Origin of the sequence: Paraburkholderia sp. Ac-20336 (genome assembly GCF_017105025.1) — a bacterium.
GTDB lineage: Bacteria > Pseudomonadota > Gammaproteobacteria > Burkholderiales > Burkholderiaceae > Paraburkholderia.
The window spans coordinates 226,331-243,967 of the sequence record NZ_JAAGPS010000001.1 but is presented as its reverse complement, the minus strand read 5'-3'; the positions used below and the strand labels follow the sequence as shown (position 1 = coordinate 243,967).

16 protein-coding genes are annotated in these 17,637 nt (G+C 62.1%); 4 read left to right on the top strand and 12 right to left on the bottom strand.

Features of this window, described 5'->3' with window-relative positions:
* Window positions 1–121 precede the first annotated feature (121 nt).
* The 3 genes from GXB81_RS01050 to GXB81_RS01040 all read left to right on the top strand — a co-directional run bounded on the left by GXB81_RS01050 (window position 122) and on the right by GXB81_RS01040 (window position 3,991).
* Entirely contained in the window at window positions 122–1,906 is a 1,785-nt protein-coding gene (locus GXB81_RS01050; RefSeq protein WP_167281420.1) for a gamma-glutamyltransferase family protein, read from the top strand.
* A 69-nt stretch (window positions 1,907–1,975) separates the two neighbouring features.
* Window positions 1,976–3,400, top strand: coding sequence for an MFS transporter (locus GXB81_RS01045; protein ID WP_205988067.1), 1,425 nt, complete (start codon window positions 1,976–1,978; stop codon window positions 3,398–3,400).
* Window positions 3,401–3,427: 27 nt separating this feature from the next.
* Window positions 3,428–3,991, top strand: coding sequence for a GAF domain-containing protein (locus GXB81_RS01040; protein WP_205988066.1), 564 nt, complete (start codon window positions 3,428–3,430; stop codon window positions 3,989–3,991).
* 103 nt (window positions 3,992–4,094) lie between these two features.
* Here GXB81_RS01040 and GXB81_RS01035 read toward each other — a convergent pair whose 3' ends face one another.
* Genes GXB81_RS01035 through GXB81_RS01020 form a run of 4 tightly spaced genes read right to left on the bottom strand, consistent with a single transcriptional unit; the run spans window position 4,095 to window position 7,528 of the window.
* A complete protein-coding gene (locus tag GXB81_RS01035; RefSeq protein WP_167281425.1) occupies window positions 4,095–5,225 on the bottom strand; it encodes a betaine/proline/choline family ABC transporter ATP-binding protein in 1,131 nt (376 codons plus the stop codon).
* On the bottom strand, window positions 5,222–5,875 hold the full coding sequence (locus tag GXB81_RS01030) for an ABC transporter permease (RefSeq protein WP_167037605.1): 654 nt from the start codon (window positions 5,873–5,875) through the stop codon (window positions 5,222–5,224). Before GXB81_RS01030 ends, GXB81_RS01035 begins: the two co-directional genes overlap by 4 nt.
* Before the next feature lie 10 nt (window positions 5,876–5,885).
* On the bottom strand, window positions 5,886–6,755 hold the full coding sequence (locus tag GXB81_RS01025; RefSeq protein ID WP_205988157.1) for a glycine betaine ABC transporter substrate-binding protein: 870 nt from the start codon (window positions 6,753–6,755) through the stop codon (window positions 5,886–5,888).
* A gap of 56 nt (window positions 6,756–6,811) precedes the next feature.
* Window positions 6,812–7,528 (bottom strand): ABC transporter permease, encoded by a 717-nt coding sequence (locus GXB81_RS01020; protein ID WP_167037611.1) that lies wholly within the window; start codon window positions 7,526–7,528, stop codon window positions 6,812–6,814.
* Window positions 7,529–8,179: 651 nt separating this feature from the next.
* Between GXB81_RS01020 and GXB81_RS01015 the strand changes: the two genes are divergently transcribed.
* Complete coding sequence (locus GXB81_RS01015) at window positions 8,180–9,229, top strand: serine hydrolase (RefSeq protein ID WP_241016175.1); 1,050 nt, start codon at window positions 8,180–8,182, stop codon at window positions 9,227–9,229.
* Window positions 9,230–9,306: 77 nt separating this feature from the next.
* Here GXB81_RS01015 and GXB81_RS01010 read toward each other — a convergent pair whose 3' ends face one another.
* From GXB81_RS01010 to GXB81_RS00980, 8 genes are all read right to left on the bottom strand, one after another.
* Window positions 9,307–9,642 (bottom strand): RcnB family protein, encoded by a 336-nt coding sequence (locus GXB81_RS01010; protein ID WP_167281430.1) that lies wholly within the window; start codon window positions 9,640–9,642, stop codon window positions 9,307–9,309.
* 212 nt (window positions 9,643–9,854) lie between these two features.
* Window positions 9,855–11,357 carry a Na+/H+ antiporter NhaC gene (nhaC, locus tag GXB81_RS01005; protein ID WP_205988065.1) on the bottom strand — a complete coding sequence of 501 codons (1,503 nt, stop codon included), beginning with the start codon at window positions 11,355–11,357 and terminating at the stop codon, window positions 9,855–9,857.
* A 157-nt stretch (window positions 11,358–11,514) separates the two neighbouring features.
* The gene (gene arcA / locus GXB81_RS01000) at window positions 11,515–12,762 is read right to left on the bottom strand and encodes an arginine deiminase (RefSeq protein ID WP_205988064.1); all 1,248 of its coding nucleotides are present in this window, start codon (window positions 12,760–12,762) and stop codon (window positions 11,515–11,517) included.
* Between the two features lie 50 nt (window positions 12,763–12,812).
* On the bottom strand, window positions 12,813–14,234 hold the full coding sequence (locus GXB81_RS00995; protein WP_167037626.1) for a basic amino acid/polyamine antiporter: 1,422 nt from the start codon (window positions 14,232–14,234) through the stop codon (window positions 12,813–12,815).
* Window positions 14,235–14,915: 681 nt separating this feature from the next.
* Window positions 14,916–16,241: a HAMP domain-containing sensor histidine kinase gene (locus GXB81_RS00990; RefSeq protein ID WP_167037631.1), complete on the bottom strand. Its 1,326-nt coding sequence runs from the start codon at window positions 16,239–16,241 to the stop codon at window positions 14,916–14,918.
* Window positions 16,238–16,978 (bottom strand): response regulator, encoded by a 741-nt coding sequence (locus GXB81_RS00985; protein ID WP_205988063.1) that lies wholly within the window; start codon window positions 16,976–16,978, stop codon window positions 16,238–16,240. The genes GXB81_RS00990 and GXB81_RS00985 overlap by 4 nt, the downstream gene beginning before the upstream one ends.
* A gap of 7 nt (window positions 16,979–16,985) precedes the next feature.
* Window positions 16,986–17,108: a hypothetical protein gene (locus GXB81_RS31720; RefSeq protein ID WP_277396772.1), complete on the bottom strand. Its 123-nt coding sequence runs from the start codon at window positions 17,106–17,108 to the stop codon at window positions 16,986–16,988.
* Window positions 17,105–17,476 carry a GFA family protein gene (locus GXB81_RS00980; RefSeq protein WP_205988062.1) on the bottom strand — a complete coding sequence of 124 codons (372 nt, stop codon included), beginning with the start codon at window positions 17,474–17,476 and terminating at the stop codon, window positions 17,105–17,107. Before GXB81_RS00980 ends, GXB81_RS31720 begins: the two co-directional genes overlap by 4 nt.
* Window positions 17,477–17,637 lie beyond the last annotated feature (161 nt).

Below are 17,637 nucleotides of genomic sequence, written 5' to 3'. Positions count from 1 at the left end.
GTGTATATCGGGTTAACACCGGGTGCAACCGGGTTGCATTAGCTTTACTCTTCTATCTTTTACAATGGAACCATTCATAATTGGTTCCATCATTGGTCCCGCCGTCGCAAAGGAGTCGCGCATGTCGTTTACAACCCGTCCGGAACTGATCGGCACCTTCGGTATGGTGTCCTCGACACATTGGCTCGCGAGCGCCTCGGCAATGGCCACCCTCGAAAAAGGCGGCAATGCGTTCGATGCCGCCGCGGCAGCCGGCTTCGTGCTGCAGATCGTCGAGCCGCATCTGAATGGTCCGGGCGGCGAACTGCCGGTCGTGTTCTATAGCGCGCGCGAAGACCGGGTGCGCGTACTGTGCGGCCAGGGCGTAACGCCCGAGCGCATGACCATCGAACGGATGCGCAACCTGGGGCTCGACGTCGTGCCGGGCACGGGTCTGCTGCCCGCCGTGGTGCCGGGCGCGTTCGGCGCATGGATGGCCATGCTGCGCGATTACGGCCAGTTGCCGCTCGAAGACGTGCTGAGCTACGCGATCGGTTACGCGGAAAACGGCTATCCGGTGCTGCCGCGCATGGCGGCGTCGATCCTTGCGATCAAGGACTTCTTCCGCACCGAATGGACCACCTCGGCCGAGCAGTGGCTGCGCAACGGCGAAGTGCCGACGCCCAACCATCTGTTCGCCAATCCCGCGATCGCAGAGACCTACAAGCGCATCCTGCGCGAAGCGAATACGCGCAGCGACCGCGCCGAACAATGCGAACGCGCGCGCGACGTGTTCTATCGCGGCTTCGTCGCCGATGCGATCGACCAGTATTTCCGTTCGACGGCCGTGCTCGACACCTCGGGCCAGCGCAATTACGGCCTGCTCGATGCAGGCGATCTGGCGCGTTGGGAGCCCACCTACGAAGACCCGGTCTCGTACGACTACGCGGGCCTACGCGTTCACAAGACCGGACCGTGGGGCCAGGGGCCGATGTTCCTGCAGCAGCTCGCGCTGCTCAAGGGTTTCGACCTCGGCGCCATGGACCCGCTCGGGCCGGACTTCGTTCATACGGTCATCGAGTGTTCGAAGCTCGCATTTGCCGATCGCGACGTGTTCTACGGCGACCCCGCGTTTTCGCATGTGCCGATGGACGTGCTGCTCAGCGATGCCTATAACGACGAGCGTCGCAAGCTCGTCGATCCGCGCCGCGCGTCGTTCGAATTCCGCCCCGGGCAACTCGGCGACAGCGAACAGCGCGCCGCGCGCATCATCGCGAATGCCGGCCGCGAACAGGCGGGCGGCTTCGGCCAGGGCGAACCGACGTTCGCGCCGCTGCCTGAACTGCGCGGCGATACGGTGCATCTCGACGTCGTCGACCGCTGGGGCAACATGGTTTCGGCCACGCCTTCCGGCGGCTGGCTGCAAGCGTCGCCGGCAGTGCCCGGCCTCGGCTTCAACGTCACGACGCGCGCGCAGATGTTCTGGATGGAAGAAGGCCTGCCTTCGTCGCTCGGTCCGGGCCGCCGTCCGCGCACCACGCTGTCGCCCACGCTCGTCACGCGCGACGGCAAGCCCTACGCGGCCTTCGGCACGCCGGGCGGCGATCAGCAGGATCAATGGTCGCTGCAGCTATTCCTCAAGCACGTGCATGGCGGCATGAACTTCCAGGCCGCCGTCGATGCGCCGTCGTTCCAGACCGCGCACTTCCCCGGCTCGTTCTATCCGCGTGCGATGCAGCTCGGCAAGATGTCCGCCGAGTCGCGCTTCCCGGAAAGCACGCTCGCCGAGTTGCGCGCGCGCGGTCACGACCTGACCGTCGCGGAACCGTGGGCACTGGGCCGCGTGTGCGCGGTCAGCATCAGAAACGGTTTGCTGCGTGGCGCCGCCACGCCGCGTCAGATGCAAGCCTACGCAATCGGGCGATAAGCAGCCCGAAGTACAGAACGCGCGGCGCTCGCCGCGCCATTTTCATCAGCATCATCAGGAGAAGTTGCCGTGTCCGCCGTCGCCGCCCGTCTTGAAAGACTGCCGATATCGAATTTTCATCGCAGACTGCTGCTGATCGGCGGACTGGGATACATGTTCGACGGCCTCGATTCGTCGTCGCTCGCCTTCCTGCTGCCGGTCGTGAGCAAGCTCTGGCAATTGACGAGTGCCCAAACCGGCCTCGTCGCGAGTAGCACCTATATCGGCTACTTCTTCGGCGCGTTCCTCTCGGGCGTGCTTGCCGACGTGATCGGCCGCCGCCGCATCATGATGAGCGCGCTCGCGATCTACTGCGTCGCGTCGCTCGCGAGTGCCACCGCACAGGACTGGCACACGTTCTTTGCATTACGCGTGGTCGCCGGTTTCGGCTCGGGTGCGGAGACCGTCGTCATCGCACCGTTCCTCGCCGAATTCGTGCCGCGGCGCTATCGCGGCATGTTCTGCGGCGCGCTGGTCGGCTTCATGTCGTTCGGCTACCTGAGCTCTTCGATTCTCGGTTTCGCCGTGGTGCGCAACTTCGCCGACGGCTGGCGTTATCTCGCGGTCATCACCGCACTGCCCGTCGTCATGCTGCTGTGGTGGCGCAGAACGCTGCCCGAATCGCCGCGCTGGCTCGAAAGCCAGGGCCGCGCGACCGAGGCAAACGACATCGTCAGCGCAATCGAAGCATGGTTCGTCGGCAAAGGCATTACGCTCGCCCCCGTGAGCGCGGCAAGCACCGCGGCCCCGCTGCCCACGGCCGCGCCCGCGAGCGGTGGCGCGTTGCACAACGTGCTCGCGCTGTGGTCGCCGCGGCTCGCGCGCACTACCGCCGTGAGCTGGCTCATGTGGTTCTCGGTGGCCTTCGCGTATTACTCGTTCTTCTCGTGGATTCCGAGCCTGCTCGTCAAGGAAGGACTCACGATCACGAAGAGCTTCGGCTATTCAATTGCGATATACGGCGCGCAGATTCCCGGCTATTTCTCCGCTGCATGGCTCAATGAAAAGATCGGCCGCAAAGGCGTGGTCGCGTCTTACATGCTGCTTGGCGGAATTGCGGCGATCACGCTCGCGTTCTCTCACTCCGGCCTCGAGATCATGGCCGCAGGCATCGCGCTGTCGTTCTTCATGAACGGCGCTTTCGCCGGCGTCTATGCCTACACCCCGGAAGTGTTTCCGACCGCGGTGCGTACGACCGGCACCGGATCGTCGTCCTCGTTCGGCCGCATTGGCTCAGTGAGCGCGCCGATTCTGGTCGGCCTCGTTTATCCGCTATCGGGCTTCCTCGGGGTGTTCGCGATGACCACGGCGGTGCTGTTGGTCGGCGCTTGCGTCGTGTTCTTCCTCGGTATCGAAACGCGTAACCGCTCGCTCGAAGACATCGAGGCCAGCGAGTTCGCACCGGCGCCTGACGCAGCGGGCCAGCTCAAGTCTTCTTCCCGCCTGCACAGCTGAACGCACCGCCCTTTTTCGGACTCTTCCATGCAAACGATGCAAGCCAACCCGACCGAGCCTGTGCTGCGCGACACGCAGGCACTGACCATTGCCGACCTCGAACGTCTCGCGATGGCGATCCGCCTGAAAAATCAGCCGCACGAAATTTTCCGCGCGGTTCATGAGGTAGCCGCGAGCACGATAGGCTTCAGGCTGTTGACGATCATGTCGTACGACGCGCAACACCACGAAGTCGAACGCGTCTACACGAACATGCCGGACGTTTATCCGCTTGGCGGCCGCAAGAAGAAGCAAGGCACCGCCTGGGCAAAACAGATCTTGCAGGATCTCAGGCCGTTTCGCGCCGCCACCTCGCAAGGCATTCGCGAAGCGTTCGACGACCACGCGGTGATGGCCGGCATGGGCCTCGGCTCGATACTGAACATTCCCATTGCCTACGACGGTGTGTGCATCGGCACGATGAACCTGACGCACGAAGAAGGCTGGTACGCGAGCCATCACGAAAGCATGGGCCTCACGATCGGCGCTTTCCTGGCTCCCGCACTGCTCAAACAGAATGCGCAGTTCTCTGCCGGTGCGGTTCATTCCTGAAAGATGCCTCACGGCATCGCACGCTTCCCGTTTTGCGACGTGCTTGGCAAAACGGGAAGCGTGTTAACGATTCGATGCCGCGCGCACCGAATCGCGCTGACCCTCAGGCGGCCATCGCCTGGCGCGAGCGGCCCGAACTCAGGTACTGTGCAATCGAGTCCTGCGTAATTTCGCCGAGGTAGCTCCCCTCGTTGTCGAGCACCGGCAACCACGACGCGGCGAACTGGTACATCTTCGACAGCACGATACGCAGGTTGTCGTCGATCGACGCCGTCGCGGGAAAGTTGCTCAGCCGGTCTCCGCATACCCCCTCGGCGCCGCGCGCCGCCCGGCGGGCCACGTATCCGAGCGCCCGCCCGGTTTCATCGAGCACGGTCAGGTGGCGCGTGTCGCTTTCATCCATCGTGGCAAAGGCCTGAGCCAGAGACGTGCCGGCCTGCGCGGTCTCGGGCTGCGTGGCGGCGTCGCCGGCCTTCACGAGCAGCAGGCGCTTGAGCGTGCTGTCCTGACCCACGAACTGCGCGACGAACTCGTCGGCAGGCCGCGCGAGCAGCGTGTCGGGGTGGTCGTACTGGATCAGCTGGCCGCGACGGAACACCGCGATGCGGTCGCCGAGCTGGATCGCCTCGTCGATGTCGTGACTCACCATGATCACCGTCTTGCCGAGCTGGCGCTGCATCTGGAAGAACTCGTTGCGGATCGATTCGCGGTTAATCGGATCGACTGCGCCGAACGGTTCGTCCATCAGCAGCACCGGCGGATCGGCCGCGAGCGCGCGGATCACGCCGATGCGCTGTTGCTGGCCGCCGGACAGTTCGCGCGGATAGCGCTTCAGGTATAGCTTCGGATCGAGTGCCACCATCGACATCAGTTCGGCCGCGCGCGCGGCGCAGCGCTGCTTGTCCCACCCCAGCAAACGCGGCACGACCGTGATGTTCTCCTCGATGGTCATGTTCGGAAACAGGCCGATCTGCTGGATCACGTAGCCGATACGCCGGCGCAGGCTCACTTCGTCGAGGCCCGCCGTATCTTCGCCGTTGATGAGCACGCGCCCGGAAGTCGGCTCAATCAGGCGGTTGATCATCTTGAGCGTGGTCGTTTTCCCACAGCCCGACGGCCCAAGGAACACGCAGATTTCCCCCTCCGGCACCGAAAGGCTCACCGAGTCGACGGCGCGCACGGTTTGCCCGTCCTTGCGCGGGAACGTCTTGGTCAGCTTGTCGAGTTCGATCATGTTTTTTGTACTCCCTTCGGTGTCAAGGCGCGTTGCAGCGCCTGCAGAATCAGGTCGGCGACAATGGCCAGAATGCTGACGAGCACCGCCCCTACCACGAGCTTCATCATGCTGCTCTGGCCGATGGCCCGCACGATCAGCGTGCCGAGGCCGCCCGCACCGATGACGGCGGCGATCGTCATCACGCCGATGTTCATCACGACCGCCGTGCGCACGCCCGCCAGAATGACCGGCACCGAAAGCGGCAAATCGACGAGCCGCAGCCGCTGCCAGGCCGTCATGCCGATGCCCGTGCCCGCTTCCTTGATACCGGCGTCCACGCTGGCAAGCGCCAGGTGCGTATTGCGCATGATCGGCAGAAGCGAATAGAGAAACACGGCCGTAATTGCAGGCAGCGCGCCGATGCCCTGCCCGAAGCGCGAGAACACCGGAATCATCAGCCCGAACAGCGCGATCGAGGGCAGCGTGAGAATCACGGTCGCAAGACCGAGCAGCGGCCCGGCGAGCCACGCGTGACGATTGATCAGGATGCCTAGCGGAACGCCCGCGACGATCGCGCAGCCGACGGCAATGCCCACGAGATTGATATGTTGCAGCGTGAGGTGCAGCAGGTCCTGCCAGTTCGATAACAGATAGTCGATTACGCTCATGCGGACTCCTTCACGGTAAGGTATGCGTGCGCAGGAACCCGGCGGCGACGTCCTGCACGGGTTTGCCGTCCAGATCGACCTCCTTGTTCATCTTCTGCAGCACGTCGTTGTTCAGCACCGCAGAGAGTGCGTTGAGCTGCTTCGCGAGTTCCGGATTGCGTTCCAGCACTTCCTTGCGCACGATCGGCACAGCGTTGTAGGGCGGAAAGAAGTGCAGATCGTCTTCGAGCGGCACAATGCCGAAGCCGTTCACGCGGCCGTCGGTCGTGTACACGAGCCCGATCGTCAACTGGTCGTTATGCAGCGCCGTATAGACGAGCCCGGGGTCCATCTGCTTGAGCTGCGCGCGCCGGAAATGCATGCCGTAGGCCGCGAGCAGCGGCTTCAGACCGTCCGGGCGATTGGCGAACTCGGCATCCATGCCGAAGACGAAGTGCTTCGATTCCGGATGCTTCGCCAGGTACGCGGCAAGTTCCGAAACCGTGCGAATACCCGTGCGTTGCGCAACGCGGCCCGGCAGGCCGAGCGCATAGGTATCGTTGACCGGCGACGCGTCGAGCCAGATCAGACCGCGCGGTTCGTCGAGCGCCTTGACGCGCTCGTACATCTGCTGCGGTGTGAGCTTTTCTTCGATCTTGTCGTAGACGAGCGCCGCCGTGCCGGTGTAATCCCACACCACGTCGAACTGTCCGTTTTCCAGCGCGCTACGCATCAGCGTGCTGCCGAGACCCGAGTGCGCCTCGACGGTGTAGCCGCGCGAGCGCAGGTATTGCGATGTGATTTCCGCGAGAACGTATTGTTCGGTGAAGTTCTTCGCGCCGAGCCGGATGGTCGACGCGAATGCCGAAGCGCACGGCGCCGCGACGAGAAGCGCGATCATGCAGGCGCTTGCGAGATGCAGAACACGGCGTATGCCGCCTTTCGTCAAACGGGAAATCATGCCACGGCTCCATGTCGAATGAGCCACTGGCGATTGCCCGCCGCGACGAGCATGTCGAGCGCGAGCGCGATCAGGGCGGTAAACGCTGCACCCATCAGCAGCAAGGGCTGATTGTCGAGGTAGATGCCGGGAAAGATCAGCGAGCCCAGGCTATCGGCGCCGATCAGGTAAGCGAGCGGCGCAGTTCCGACGTTGATTGCAAGCGCGGTGCGCACGCCGCCGATGATGATGGGCATTGCATTCGGCAACTCGACGCGCGTGAGCGACTGCCAGCCGGTCATGCCGATGCCGCGCGCCGATTCGCGCAGCGCGGCGGGCACGTTCTTCACGCCTTCGTAGGTATTGCGCGTGATCGGCAGAAGCGAGGCGAGAAACAGCGCGACGATGGCCGGCACGCTGCCGATGCCGAAAACGCCGAGCGCGATGGCCAGCACGGCCAGCGAGGGAATCGTGTTACCGACGTTGAAAATCTGCATCGCGCGTTCCGCATGCCGCCTGAATTTCGGCCGGCTGAGGATGACCCCGGCCGGCACGCCCACGAGAATCGCGAGCGCCATCGAATAACCGACGAGCAGCAGATGCTGCCCCGTGTAGTAGGCGAGATCGCCAGCCCGGCTGCGGAATGTGTCGGCACCGATGCCGAGCGCCAGTGCCGCAGCGATGGCGACGACCACAATCAGACTGCCCATGATCCGGGCGGTGCGTTGCGTCATGACGAGACTCCTCCTTGTCGATTTAGCGTGTGATGAATACGGACAGGAAAGACGCTATATCGAACGACATGAGGAAGCGGACTGCCCGGCGCATCGGCCATGCAGCAAGCCAGGCCCCCTATGGCGATTGAGCGTGATCGGGGACCTGACAAACGCTCACGCGTTCGTACAGTTGTCGCTTTCCGCCCAGCAACGCGTAGCGCGTTGGAGCACGATGCCGCCCGACGGCGGCAGAAATTGCGGCAGCACGATAGGTGCTGCGCAAGGACCGGAGGCCCTGTTTGATGCGGTGAAACCTACACGAATTGCCACTCTGGACAGGACGCGCGGTACACCATTGGATATGTCATTACGTGATGGAAACGCAGAAAAGTATAAGCAATTCGTGCAGTGACGTCTACCTTTGCAAAATTAGCGTCCGATATAGCACCCCGTCATACCGGTAAAATCGACACCTATTATCGGATCATTTTTCCAATTAAATTGGATAACGAAATAAATACAAGCGGCTTCCGTCCATTTCAGGGTTGACGGCATAAAGCCGGGTACCGCAAACTATTGCCCTTCGGCAGAAGGACTCGCGGCTTTTGCCATTCCGTTTCGTCCGGTGCGCCCTGCCCCGCAAGGCGGCCGCAACAGGGAGATGGCTGTTTGATTGGGGTAGCCGCACGCTTGATTCGTGGTTGCACGTGCCGTGTCATGGTTGTCGCGTTCGCCGTTGCATCCGCATTCGTGACCAACGCATTCGCGTCGCATCCAGGGAGTGCGTCCGTGCAGGGGCCATCCACGAGCAACGGCAAATCGTCCAGGCGTCGGCCAGCGGTGACATCGCATCCATTGCGCGTGCAGCATCATATCGCCGGGCACAAGCGCAGACGCCTGCGGCACACACGACACACTGCACACCACAGCACTGCGGGGCCACGCCTGCTCGCCCGCTGCGGTTACGACAGGCACGCGGCTCATCGGCTCCATTCGGACTCGCTCTATGTCGTCGACGTCCGAACCGGAAAGGCACTCCTCGCCCGCCGTGCCGACAAAGTCCGGCCCATTGCTTCGATATCCAAATTAATGACCGCAGTGGTCGCGCGCAAAACTCATCGGCCACTCGACGGCGTTCTGCAGGTCACGGCGAGTGATCGCGACATGATCAAGTTCACGGGGTCGCGGCTGTCGGTCGGCTCGCGGCTTTCGCGCCGCGATATGTACCATGTCGCCTTGATGTCTTCGGAGAACCGGGCCGCCGCAGCCTTGAGCCGCGATTTCCCGGGTGGGCGGCCCGCATTCGTGGCAGCGATGAACGACGAGGCTCGCACACTCCAGATGCGTCGCACGCAGTTCCGTGACCCGACGGGCCTGTCGCCGCATAACGTGTCGACAGCAACAGACCTGGCCCGTCTCGTTGCCGTTGCGGCGCGCGATCCGCTCATCCATCGGTTCACGACGGACCGTACTTACGTCGCCCACCCCGGCTATGGCGAACTCCGCTACGTCAACTCCAATCCGGTGGTTCGCTTCGACAACTGGCCTATCGTGTTGCAGAAAACCGGATTCGTAAACGAGGCCGGCCACTGTGTCGTGATCCATGTACTCGTACACGGCAGGCCAGAGACTATCGTATTACTCGGGGCGCCGACGCGGCAGGAGATGGTGCTCGATGCGAGCCTCATCCATCACTGGCTCACGTGTTCGCTGACCTGATCCGCCAGGCGCAGTGCATCGACTCACGTAACGAAGCGCGGACATGCGCGCATGTCCGCGCGCACAATGTCACTGCGTCATTGCGTGCCGCTGACGATCGTCGAAATGGCCCAGTTGTTCGTCGATACGAGCACATAATCCCCGTTGATCCCAAGCCATCTATGTCCGCGCGGGGGCGCCTTGAGGCCGTGCCCGCGCCAGTCGTCCATGACGAAATTGTTATGGCGGTATTCGTTCGGCACACGCTGGCCGTTGTGCCAGTCCCGATGCGGAATGGACGGCATCACCTGCTGACGGCCCGGTCCGGCCATCGGGCCACCGCCCGCGTCCGGCGGCGGTCCCGCCGCAATCGCAATCAGAGAAATACCGGAAAAAGAGAAGGCAACGAGCTGCGAGATAATGCGTCTGTTCATGGTCAAACCTCCCTGCGGGAAAAGAAAGGAATGAACTACGAAATCAGGGCTTTCTCGAAGTCGTTAAAAGTATAGTAAATAGCTTTTCGACTTCAAGCGGCCCGGCAAACCAACACGACATACATCACAACGAGAACTGAAAAGAACGCTATTCAAACGATTCGTGAGCATGGCGAAATTGCCTCCGTTCGAATCAATCGCCTTACCAGGTTTCATTCGTCTGGATACGATGACGCGGACTCCGTCGAAGCGGATGCGGATGCAGACCCCTCTGTAGCACCGGCCGCAAGACGTGGCATGCGGATACCCGCGTAGGCAATCGCAATCGTCAGCAGCGGACTCACGAAGCAGAACACCGCGAATGGCGCGTAACTGAGTGTGGACACGCCGAGCGTCGCCGCCATATAAGCGCCGCAGCTATTCCACGGAATCAGTGCCCCGGTTGGCGTGCCCGTATCGCCGACCGCACGCGACAGCACAACGGGCTCGAAGCCGCGTCGTGCGAAAGCCGACCTGAACATGCGCGCGGGCAGCACGACCGCGATGTACTGATCCGCGGTCACGATATTGGTGGCGAGAATCGCACCCACCAGCGAGGCCACCAGCGCACCCGCGCTCTTCGCTTTCCTGATGACCGGCTCGATCAGACGCTCGAGTACACCGCACTTTTCGACCACACCGCCAAATGCGAGCGCGGTAATGATGAGCCAGATCGTGCTGAGCATGCTCTCCATGCCGCCACGTGTGACGAGAATGTCGAGTGCGGGATTGCCCGTCGACGCCTTGTAGCCGCTCGCGAGCGCAAGCCATACGCCTTTGACGAGTGCGAGCCACACGGGCACGTCGGACCTCGCGGCAGCAAACGCGATCACGCGTTCGGGCGCCACGCAAACCGCGAGCAAGCCGCCCGCCAGCGCGCCGAGAAAGATCGCGGTAAATGGCGGTATTTTGAAAACGGCGAGCATGATGACGAGAATCAGCGGCAGAAACAGCCACAGCGAGATATGGAACGCGCCGCGCATCGCCTGAATCTCGGCGCTCGCGTCGAAATCGCCGGGCCGGCCGAAAAAATAGAACACGCCGAGCGAGATGACCATCGCCACCGCCGAGGTTAGGAAAACCTCGCGAAGATGCCGGTACAACTCGACACCGGCTGCGGCGGCAGCGAGATTGGCAGAGTCCGAGAGCGGCGAGGATTTGTCGCCCAGATACGCGCCCGAAATGATTGCACCCGCCGTGATCGCGGGGCTCAGTCCCATGCCTTGCGCGATGCCCATCAGTCCGATACCGATCGTGCCGGCGACGGTCCATGAACTGCCGATGCTCATCGAAACGAAACCGCAGATCGCCGCCGCCGTCACATAGAAATAGTTCGGACTTAGCAGTTTCAGCCCGTAATAGACCATGCCCACGAGCGTGCCGCTCAGCGCCCATGTACCGATCAGCGCACCCACCGCGAACAGGATGAAGATCGCACCGATGCCGGTGCTGACACTGGCAACCGCGGCTTCGCCGAGCGAAGCCAGCGTGTGTCCGCGGCGCCAGCCGATAAACACCGAGATCATCGTGGCGACGACGAGCCCCACCTGATTCGGGCCGCTCGCGCCCGCGTCGCCGAACAGGTAATAGGACAGTCCCACCAGTACGACGAGGCTGGCGATCGGAATGATCGCCTCGGTCAGCGTGACCGGCTGAGGTGACTCGGGCCTTTTCATTTGAGCTCGTCCCCGTATTTGGCCGCAACCGGACAGCGGCCGCAACGAAGTTGCGTCCGCCCGGCAAGATCCGGTCGCCGTGAATGCGCTGCCGCTTGCCGCAAACGCGGCAACCGAGGCAACCGAACGATGCCCTTCCGGTTATCTGCTGGAGCGGTTAATAGTCCACCGCATCGCGAACGATCGGGCACGTCATGCAGTGACCGCCACCACGTCCGCGCCCAAGCTCGGCACCGACGATCGTAATCACCTCGATGCCCTGCTTGCGCAGCAGCGTGTTCGTGTACGTGTTGCGGTCGTAGGCGTAGACGACACCGGGTGCTGCGCACACGAGGTTCGCGCCGCTGTCCCACTGCGTGCGCTCGCGCTGATAATCGCTGCCGCCCGCCTCGACAACGCGCAGCCTCCTCAAACCCAGTGCTTCGGCCACCACGTCGGTGAACGGCTGGTTCTCCGCGTGCAGTTCGACGCTGCTCGGATGGCTGCTCGGGCGATACGAGAATGTGCGCGTCTTCGCCATGAAGTCCGGCGCAACCAGCACGCAGTCGCGATCGGCGAACGTGAATACCGTGTCGAGGTGCATGGCCGCGCGAATCTTCGGCATGGCCGCAACAATCACGCGTTCGGCCGCGCCCTTTTTGAAGAGCGTGGCGGCCAGTTGGCTGATGGCCTGACGCGAGGTGCGCTCGCTCATGCCGATAAGCACCACGCCCTTGCCGATCGGCATCACGTCGCCGCCTTCGAGCGTCGCGAGACCGTGGTCCTCGGTCGGATCGCCCCACCACACGTTGACCTTGCCCGCGAAGTCCGGGTGGAACCTGTAGATCGACGTCGTGAGGATCGTCTCTTCATGCCGCGCGGGCCAGTACAGCGGATTCAACGTCACACCGCCATAGATCCAGCAGGTCGTGTCGCGCGTGTAAAGCGTGTTCGGCAACGGTGGCAACAGATATTCGGTGCCACCCGCCGCTTCCTTCGCGACTTCGAGTGCCTTGCCGCCGTGCGCTTCCGGAAAGTCGTGCGTCGACAAACCGCCAATCAGCGTTTCGGCGAGCTTGCGATTGTCGAGCCCTTCCAGATAGCTTCTCAATTCGTCGATAAAGCCGAGGCCGACCTGATTCGGCACGACCTGGTTATCGAGAATCCACTTCTTGCCTTCGGGCACCGCCACCGTTTCCGCGAGCAGGTTGTGCATCTCCACGACTTCGACACCACGGTCGCGCATCTTCGTCACGAAGTCGAAGTGATCGCGTTTCGCGTTCTCGACCCACAGCACGTCGTCGAACAGCAATTCATCGCAATTGCTCGGCGTGAGCCTCGAATGCGCGAGCCCTGGCGCGCACACCATCACCTTGCGCAATTGCCCGACCTCGGAATGAACACCCAACTCACCTGTATTCGCCATGATGCTCTCCTGAATTCCAGTGTTGATCCGCCATGTTCGATCGAATGCCGTCAGATCGTGATCGTTCCGCTCGCAAGACCATAGATGCCGACGAGCGCGCCAAGGACTACGACGATAAAGATGATCCAGTCGGAAGTAATGAAGACGGCCTTGCTCTGCTCGCGCCTCGCCCAAATATAGAGCGCCGTTCCCGGCGCATACAGCACGGCGGACAGCAGAATGAATTTCAGCCCGCCCGCGTAAATCATGAAGACCGTATAGATCACGGCGATGGCCGCCATCACGAGGTCGCGCTTGCGCTCTTCGGGGCGCACGTCGTAGCCTTCGCCGCGATTCGAAATCATGAACCCGTACGCGGCCACGAACAGATAGGGAATCAGCGACATCGCACTGGTGAGGTTGAGCATCAGCGCGAACGCATCCCGCGAGAAGTACGTGCTGATGACAAGAAGCTGCACCACGATGTTGGTCAGCCACAGCGCGTTGGCCGGCACCTTGTTGGCATTCTCTTTCGCGAAAACGGCGGGCATGTCCTTGGTCTGTGCCGCCGTGAACAGCACTTCGGCGCAGATCAGCGACCAGGCAAGATAGGCGCCCAACACCGAAACCAGCAGGCCCACGCTCACGAAGATCGCACCCCAGTGCCCGACCACCGCTTCGAGCACCGCCGCCATCGAAGGCTGCCGCATGCCCGCGATGTCCGCGCGTTGCAGCACCGCGTACGGCAGCATCGTCACGAGCACCATCAGCGAAGTCACGACGATAAAGCCGAGAATCGTGGCCTGCCCGACGTCGGAGCGCTTCTTCGCATAACGGGAATAAACGCTCGCCCCTTCGATCCCGATGAACACGAACACGGTAACGAGCATCGTCGCTCGCACCTGCTCGAAGATATTGCCGTCGAGACCACCGCCGTACAGGTTCGCCTGGAACAGATCCATCCTGAAGCCGAAGATCAGGATGACGATGAAAACGAGGATCGGAATGACCTTGGCGACCGTCACGATACTGTTGATAAAGGCGGCCTGCTGGACCCCTTTCAGGATCATGAAATGGAATAGCCAGATGCCGAGCGACGCGACGACGATCGCCACTGCGGTATTGCCCTCGCCGAATACGGGAAAGAATGCGCCGAGCGTCGACTTGATCAGCACCCAGTAGGAGACGTTGCCGATACAGCTACCGATCCAGTAGCCGAATGCCGAGAGAAAGCCGGGGTAGTCGCCAAAGCCGGCTTTCGCATAGGCAAACACGCCGGCGTCCAGTTCGGGCTTTCGTTCCGCGAGCGCCTGGAACACGCGCGCCAGCATATACATGCCGGTGCCGGCAATCAGCCAGGCAATGACGGCGCCGAGCGGCCCCGTGGCATTGGCGAAAGTCCGCGGCAGGGAAAAAATCCCGGCGCCGACCATGCCGCCCACGACCATGGCGGTGAGCTGCATCCTCGACATTTTTTGGGGAGTGGACGCCATTCGGATTCCTTTTTAGTTACCTTTTTAGCGAGGTTGGTAATCAGATTCGAACGAAACGTTTCTCTCAGTCAATCGCGGCCGGATCGGCAACCTTACTCAGCAACCGCCACACGTGAAAAAGAATGGTCCGTCCGCTGGCTTTTGTCAATTGAGTGGCAGAGCGAATAAGGCTTCTGCTGTGCAATGTGAATAAATTATTGAGGCAATGCTTGATGCCGATGAGTGAATTGATAGCATTTTCGTGAATGCCTGCGCCATTGCCATCGATAAATGGTAATCGTGCTGCGGCTCAAGCGCGGGATCATCGTCCTGATCGAAAAATCGAGTCAAATCAACTGCATAGATTGTTCCGAAGTATGGGATTCGCGGCATGAGAATGGACGCCGGCCATGCATGCGTTGCGTCGTGCAACACTTCGCATTCAATGGCGGCCGGTGAATAAAAGCCTAAAAATGTGAACTCGATTCACATCGATTTTTTACAGATATGCTCCGCGTACCAGGGAAAACACGAGCCACCCCGGAAATCAAATATCGATTGCAGTGCAATAAATACTGCCATCGCCCATTTGAAAATCGATGTCATTTTTTTGCTTCTATTTCACAACCATGCTGTCCGGGCGACAATGTAATGATGCATATCGGGTACGCAGTGGATTTTCCGGCTATTGCACTGCCCGATTTACGTCCCGGATAATTTTCTCAACGTCAGTCTCGCTTCGAGCCCTCCGCCGACGCGGTTATGCAATGTGAGCGTCGCATCCATGGCGAGCGCAAGTTGCCGGGCAATGGCAAGACCGAGCCCCGTGCCGCCCGTTTGACGATTGCGCGACCCCTCAAGCCGGTAGAACGGCTCGAACACGGTCTCCAGCGATTCAGGCGGAATGCCCGGGCCGCGATCGAGCACCGAGACGGTTGCCTCGCCGTTGTGCAAAGCGCCGATGTCGATCTGCGCCGCGCCGCTGAACTTCAGCGCGTTATCGACCAGATTGCCGACGATGCGGCGCAATGCCTGCGGACGCAATGTCAGCGACTGGCCGAAGCTGCCCTGCAAGGACACGTCCTGACCGGCATCGACGTAATCGCAAACGAGGCTGTCGAACAGCGCATCGGGATCGATACGACGCGGCACTTCGCTCGTGCCGTGCATCGTGCGCGCATAGGTGACGCCCTCCTTCACCAGCGCTTCCATCTCCTGCAGATCCTGGCGCAGCTTGCCCGCTTCCGCTTCGTTCTCCATCACGTCGAGGCGCAGACGCATGCGCGTGATCGGCGTTTGCAGATCGTGTGAGATCGCCGCGAGAATCTGCATGCGCTCGGTCATATAGGTTGCGATTCGATCCTGCATCGCATTGAACGCGCGCGCGGCGCGTGCCACTTCCGAAGGCCCTTCTTCGGGTAGACGCTCGGCCTTCAGATCGGGGCCGAGCGTATCGGCCGCCACGGCAAGCTGATGCAGCGGACGCGTCGCGAGCCGCACCGCGAGCCAGCAGCACGCGGCAAGCACGATCAGCTGCAATATCAGTACGAGCGGCAACCAGCGCGACAGCGGCGCACCGGACATCGGCCGCAGATCGATGGTGAGCGGCATACCGTCGCTCAGCCGCAGATGAACCTGTAAACGCTCGCGGTCACCCGGCACCGCATTCACGCTCAGCGGATAACGCTTGCCGATGCCGTCGCCGATCGACTGCGCGACGCGCGCCGACAGGCTCGCATCGACCGGCACGCCGGGCACGCCCGGCCCCAGCATGAACTCGTAGCTGCGCCGCGCGAGACGCGGCAGCCACTGCGCGCGCTCGCCGGGCGGCAGATGATCGAGCAGCGCGACCGAGCTCGCGACCTCGCGCTCGATGTAGCCCATCATCACATTGGTCATCGTCTGGTCGCGTTCGGTCATCGTGAGCCAGAACGACATCGTCTGTGCGAGCGCGAGACCGACGAACAGGATCAGCGCCAGCCGCGCGAACAGCGTACGCGGACCGTGCAGCCACGCTGGCCTGCTCATTGCGGATCTCCGATCGCGGTTACCGCCGCCGAAAACACGTAGCCTTCGCTGCGCAGCGTCTTGATGTAACGCGGCTCGCGTGCGCCATCGCGCAGCCGTTGACGCAGACGGCTCACCATCAGATCGATCGAGCGGTCGAATGCATCGGCCTGGCGCCCCTGAGTGAGGTTCAGCAACTGGTCGCGCGTGAGCACGCGCTGCGGATGATCGAGAAACACGCGCAGCAGACGGTACTCGGCGCCGCTCAACGCAACCATCGTGCCTTCCGCGTCGAGCAGATGGCGCGCGGTCGTATCGAGCCGCCAGTCGCCAAAGCACAGCATCGGCGCCGATTCGGTCACTTCCATGCCGGGCGGCAGCATGCGCGCGCGGCGCAGCACCGAGCGAATCCGCGCGAGCAGTTCGCGCGCGGCGAACGGCTTGGACAGGTAATCGTCGGCGCCCATTTCAAGGCCGACGATGCGGTCGGCTTCCTCGTTGCGCGCGGTCAGCATCAGCACGGGCACCGCGCTGAACTTGCCGGCGCGCAGCTCGCGGCACAGCACGAGGCCGTCTTCACCGGGCATCATCAGATCGAGCACGATCAGATCGGGCGCGCCGTTATCGAGCGCAGCGCGCATCTGCCTGCCGTTGGCCGCGAGCGAGACGCGCATGCCGTTTTTCTCGAGGTAGCCGGCGAGCAGTTCGCGGATGCCGCGGTCGTCGTCGACGATCAGTACGTGGTCGGGATTTTCCATCGCGAGATTATCTCTTGCGGCGCTTGAACTGCACACCGTTCGCCTGAATGAACGAGCACCTGAACGGATGCGCGAGTTCGGCCGCGAGGCCGCCGGCGACGAACACCGCGATGGCAACGAAGCGTTTCATGCGTCCTCCAGCACGGAAAGGCTCGCGCCATCCGCAACGCTGGCTTCGAGCGCATAGGGATCGACACCGTCGAGGCAGCCGATATTGACGCGCCACAGTTTCGGGTCTTTACGCGTCTGATGAAACGGATAGATGCCGCAATGCTTGCAGAAATAGTGCCTCGCAACCTTCGTGTTGAACTGGTAAAGCGTGAGCGACTCTTCGCCGCTCAGAATCTTCAGTTCGCTGGCGGGGAAGAGTGGCGTCATCAGCGCGCCCTTGCGGCGGCACAGGCTGCAATTGCAGCGGCCAGCCGGAACGATCGGGGTACGGACTTCGAATTTGACGGCCCCGCAATGGCAGGATCCTTGCAACAGCTCGGTGCTCATGGTGTTCTCCGTGATCGGGCGATGTTGGCGTTATAGCCTGACCCGTCGGTCGAATTATGTCGTAATGTATCTGCGCACTCAGCCAATACATAACATTGCAATAAACCTTGCCGATTGCGGCGGACTCCGAGTTTGACCGCGCCTCGCGGCGGTACCCGGCG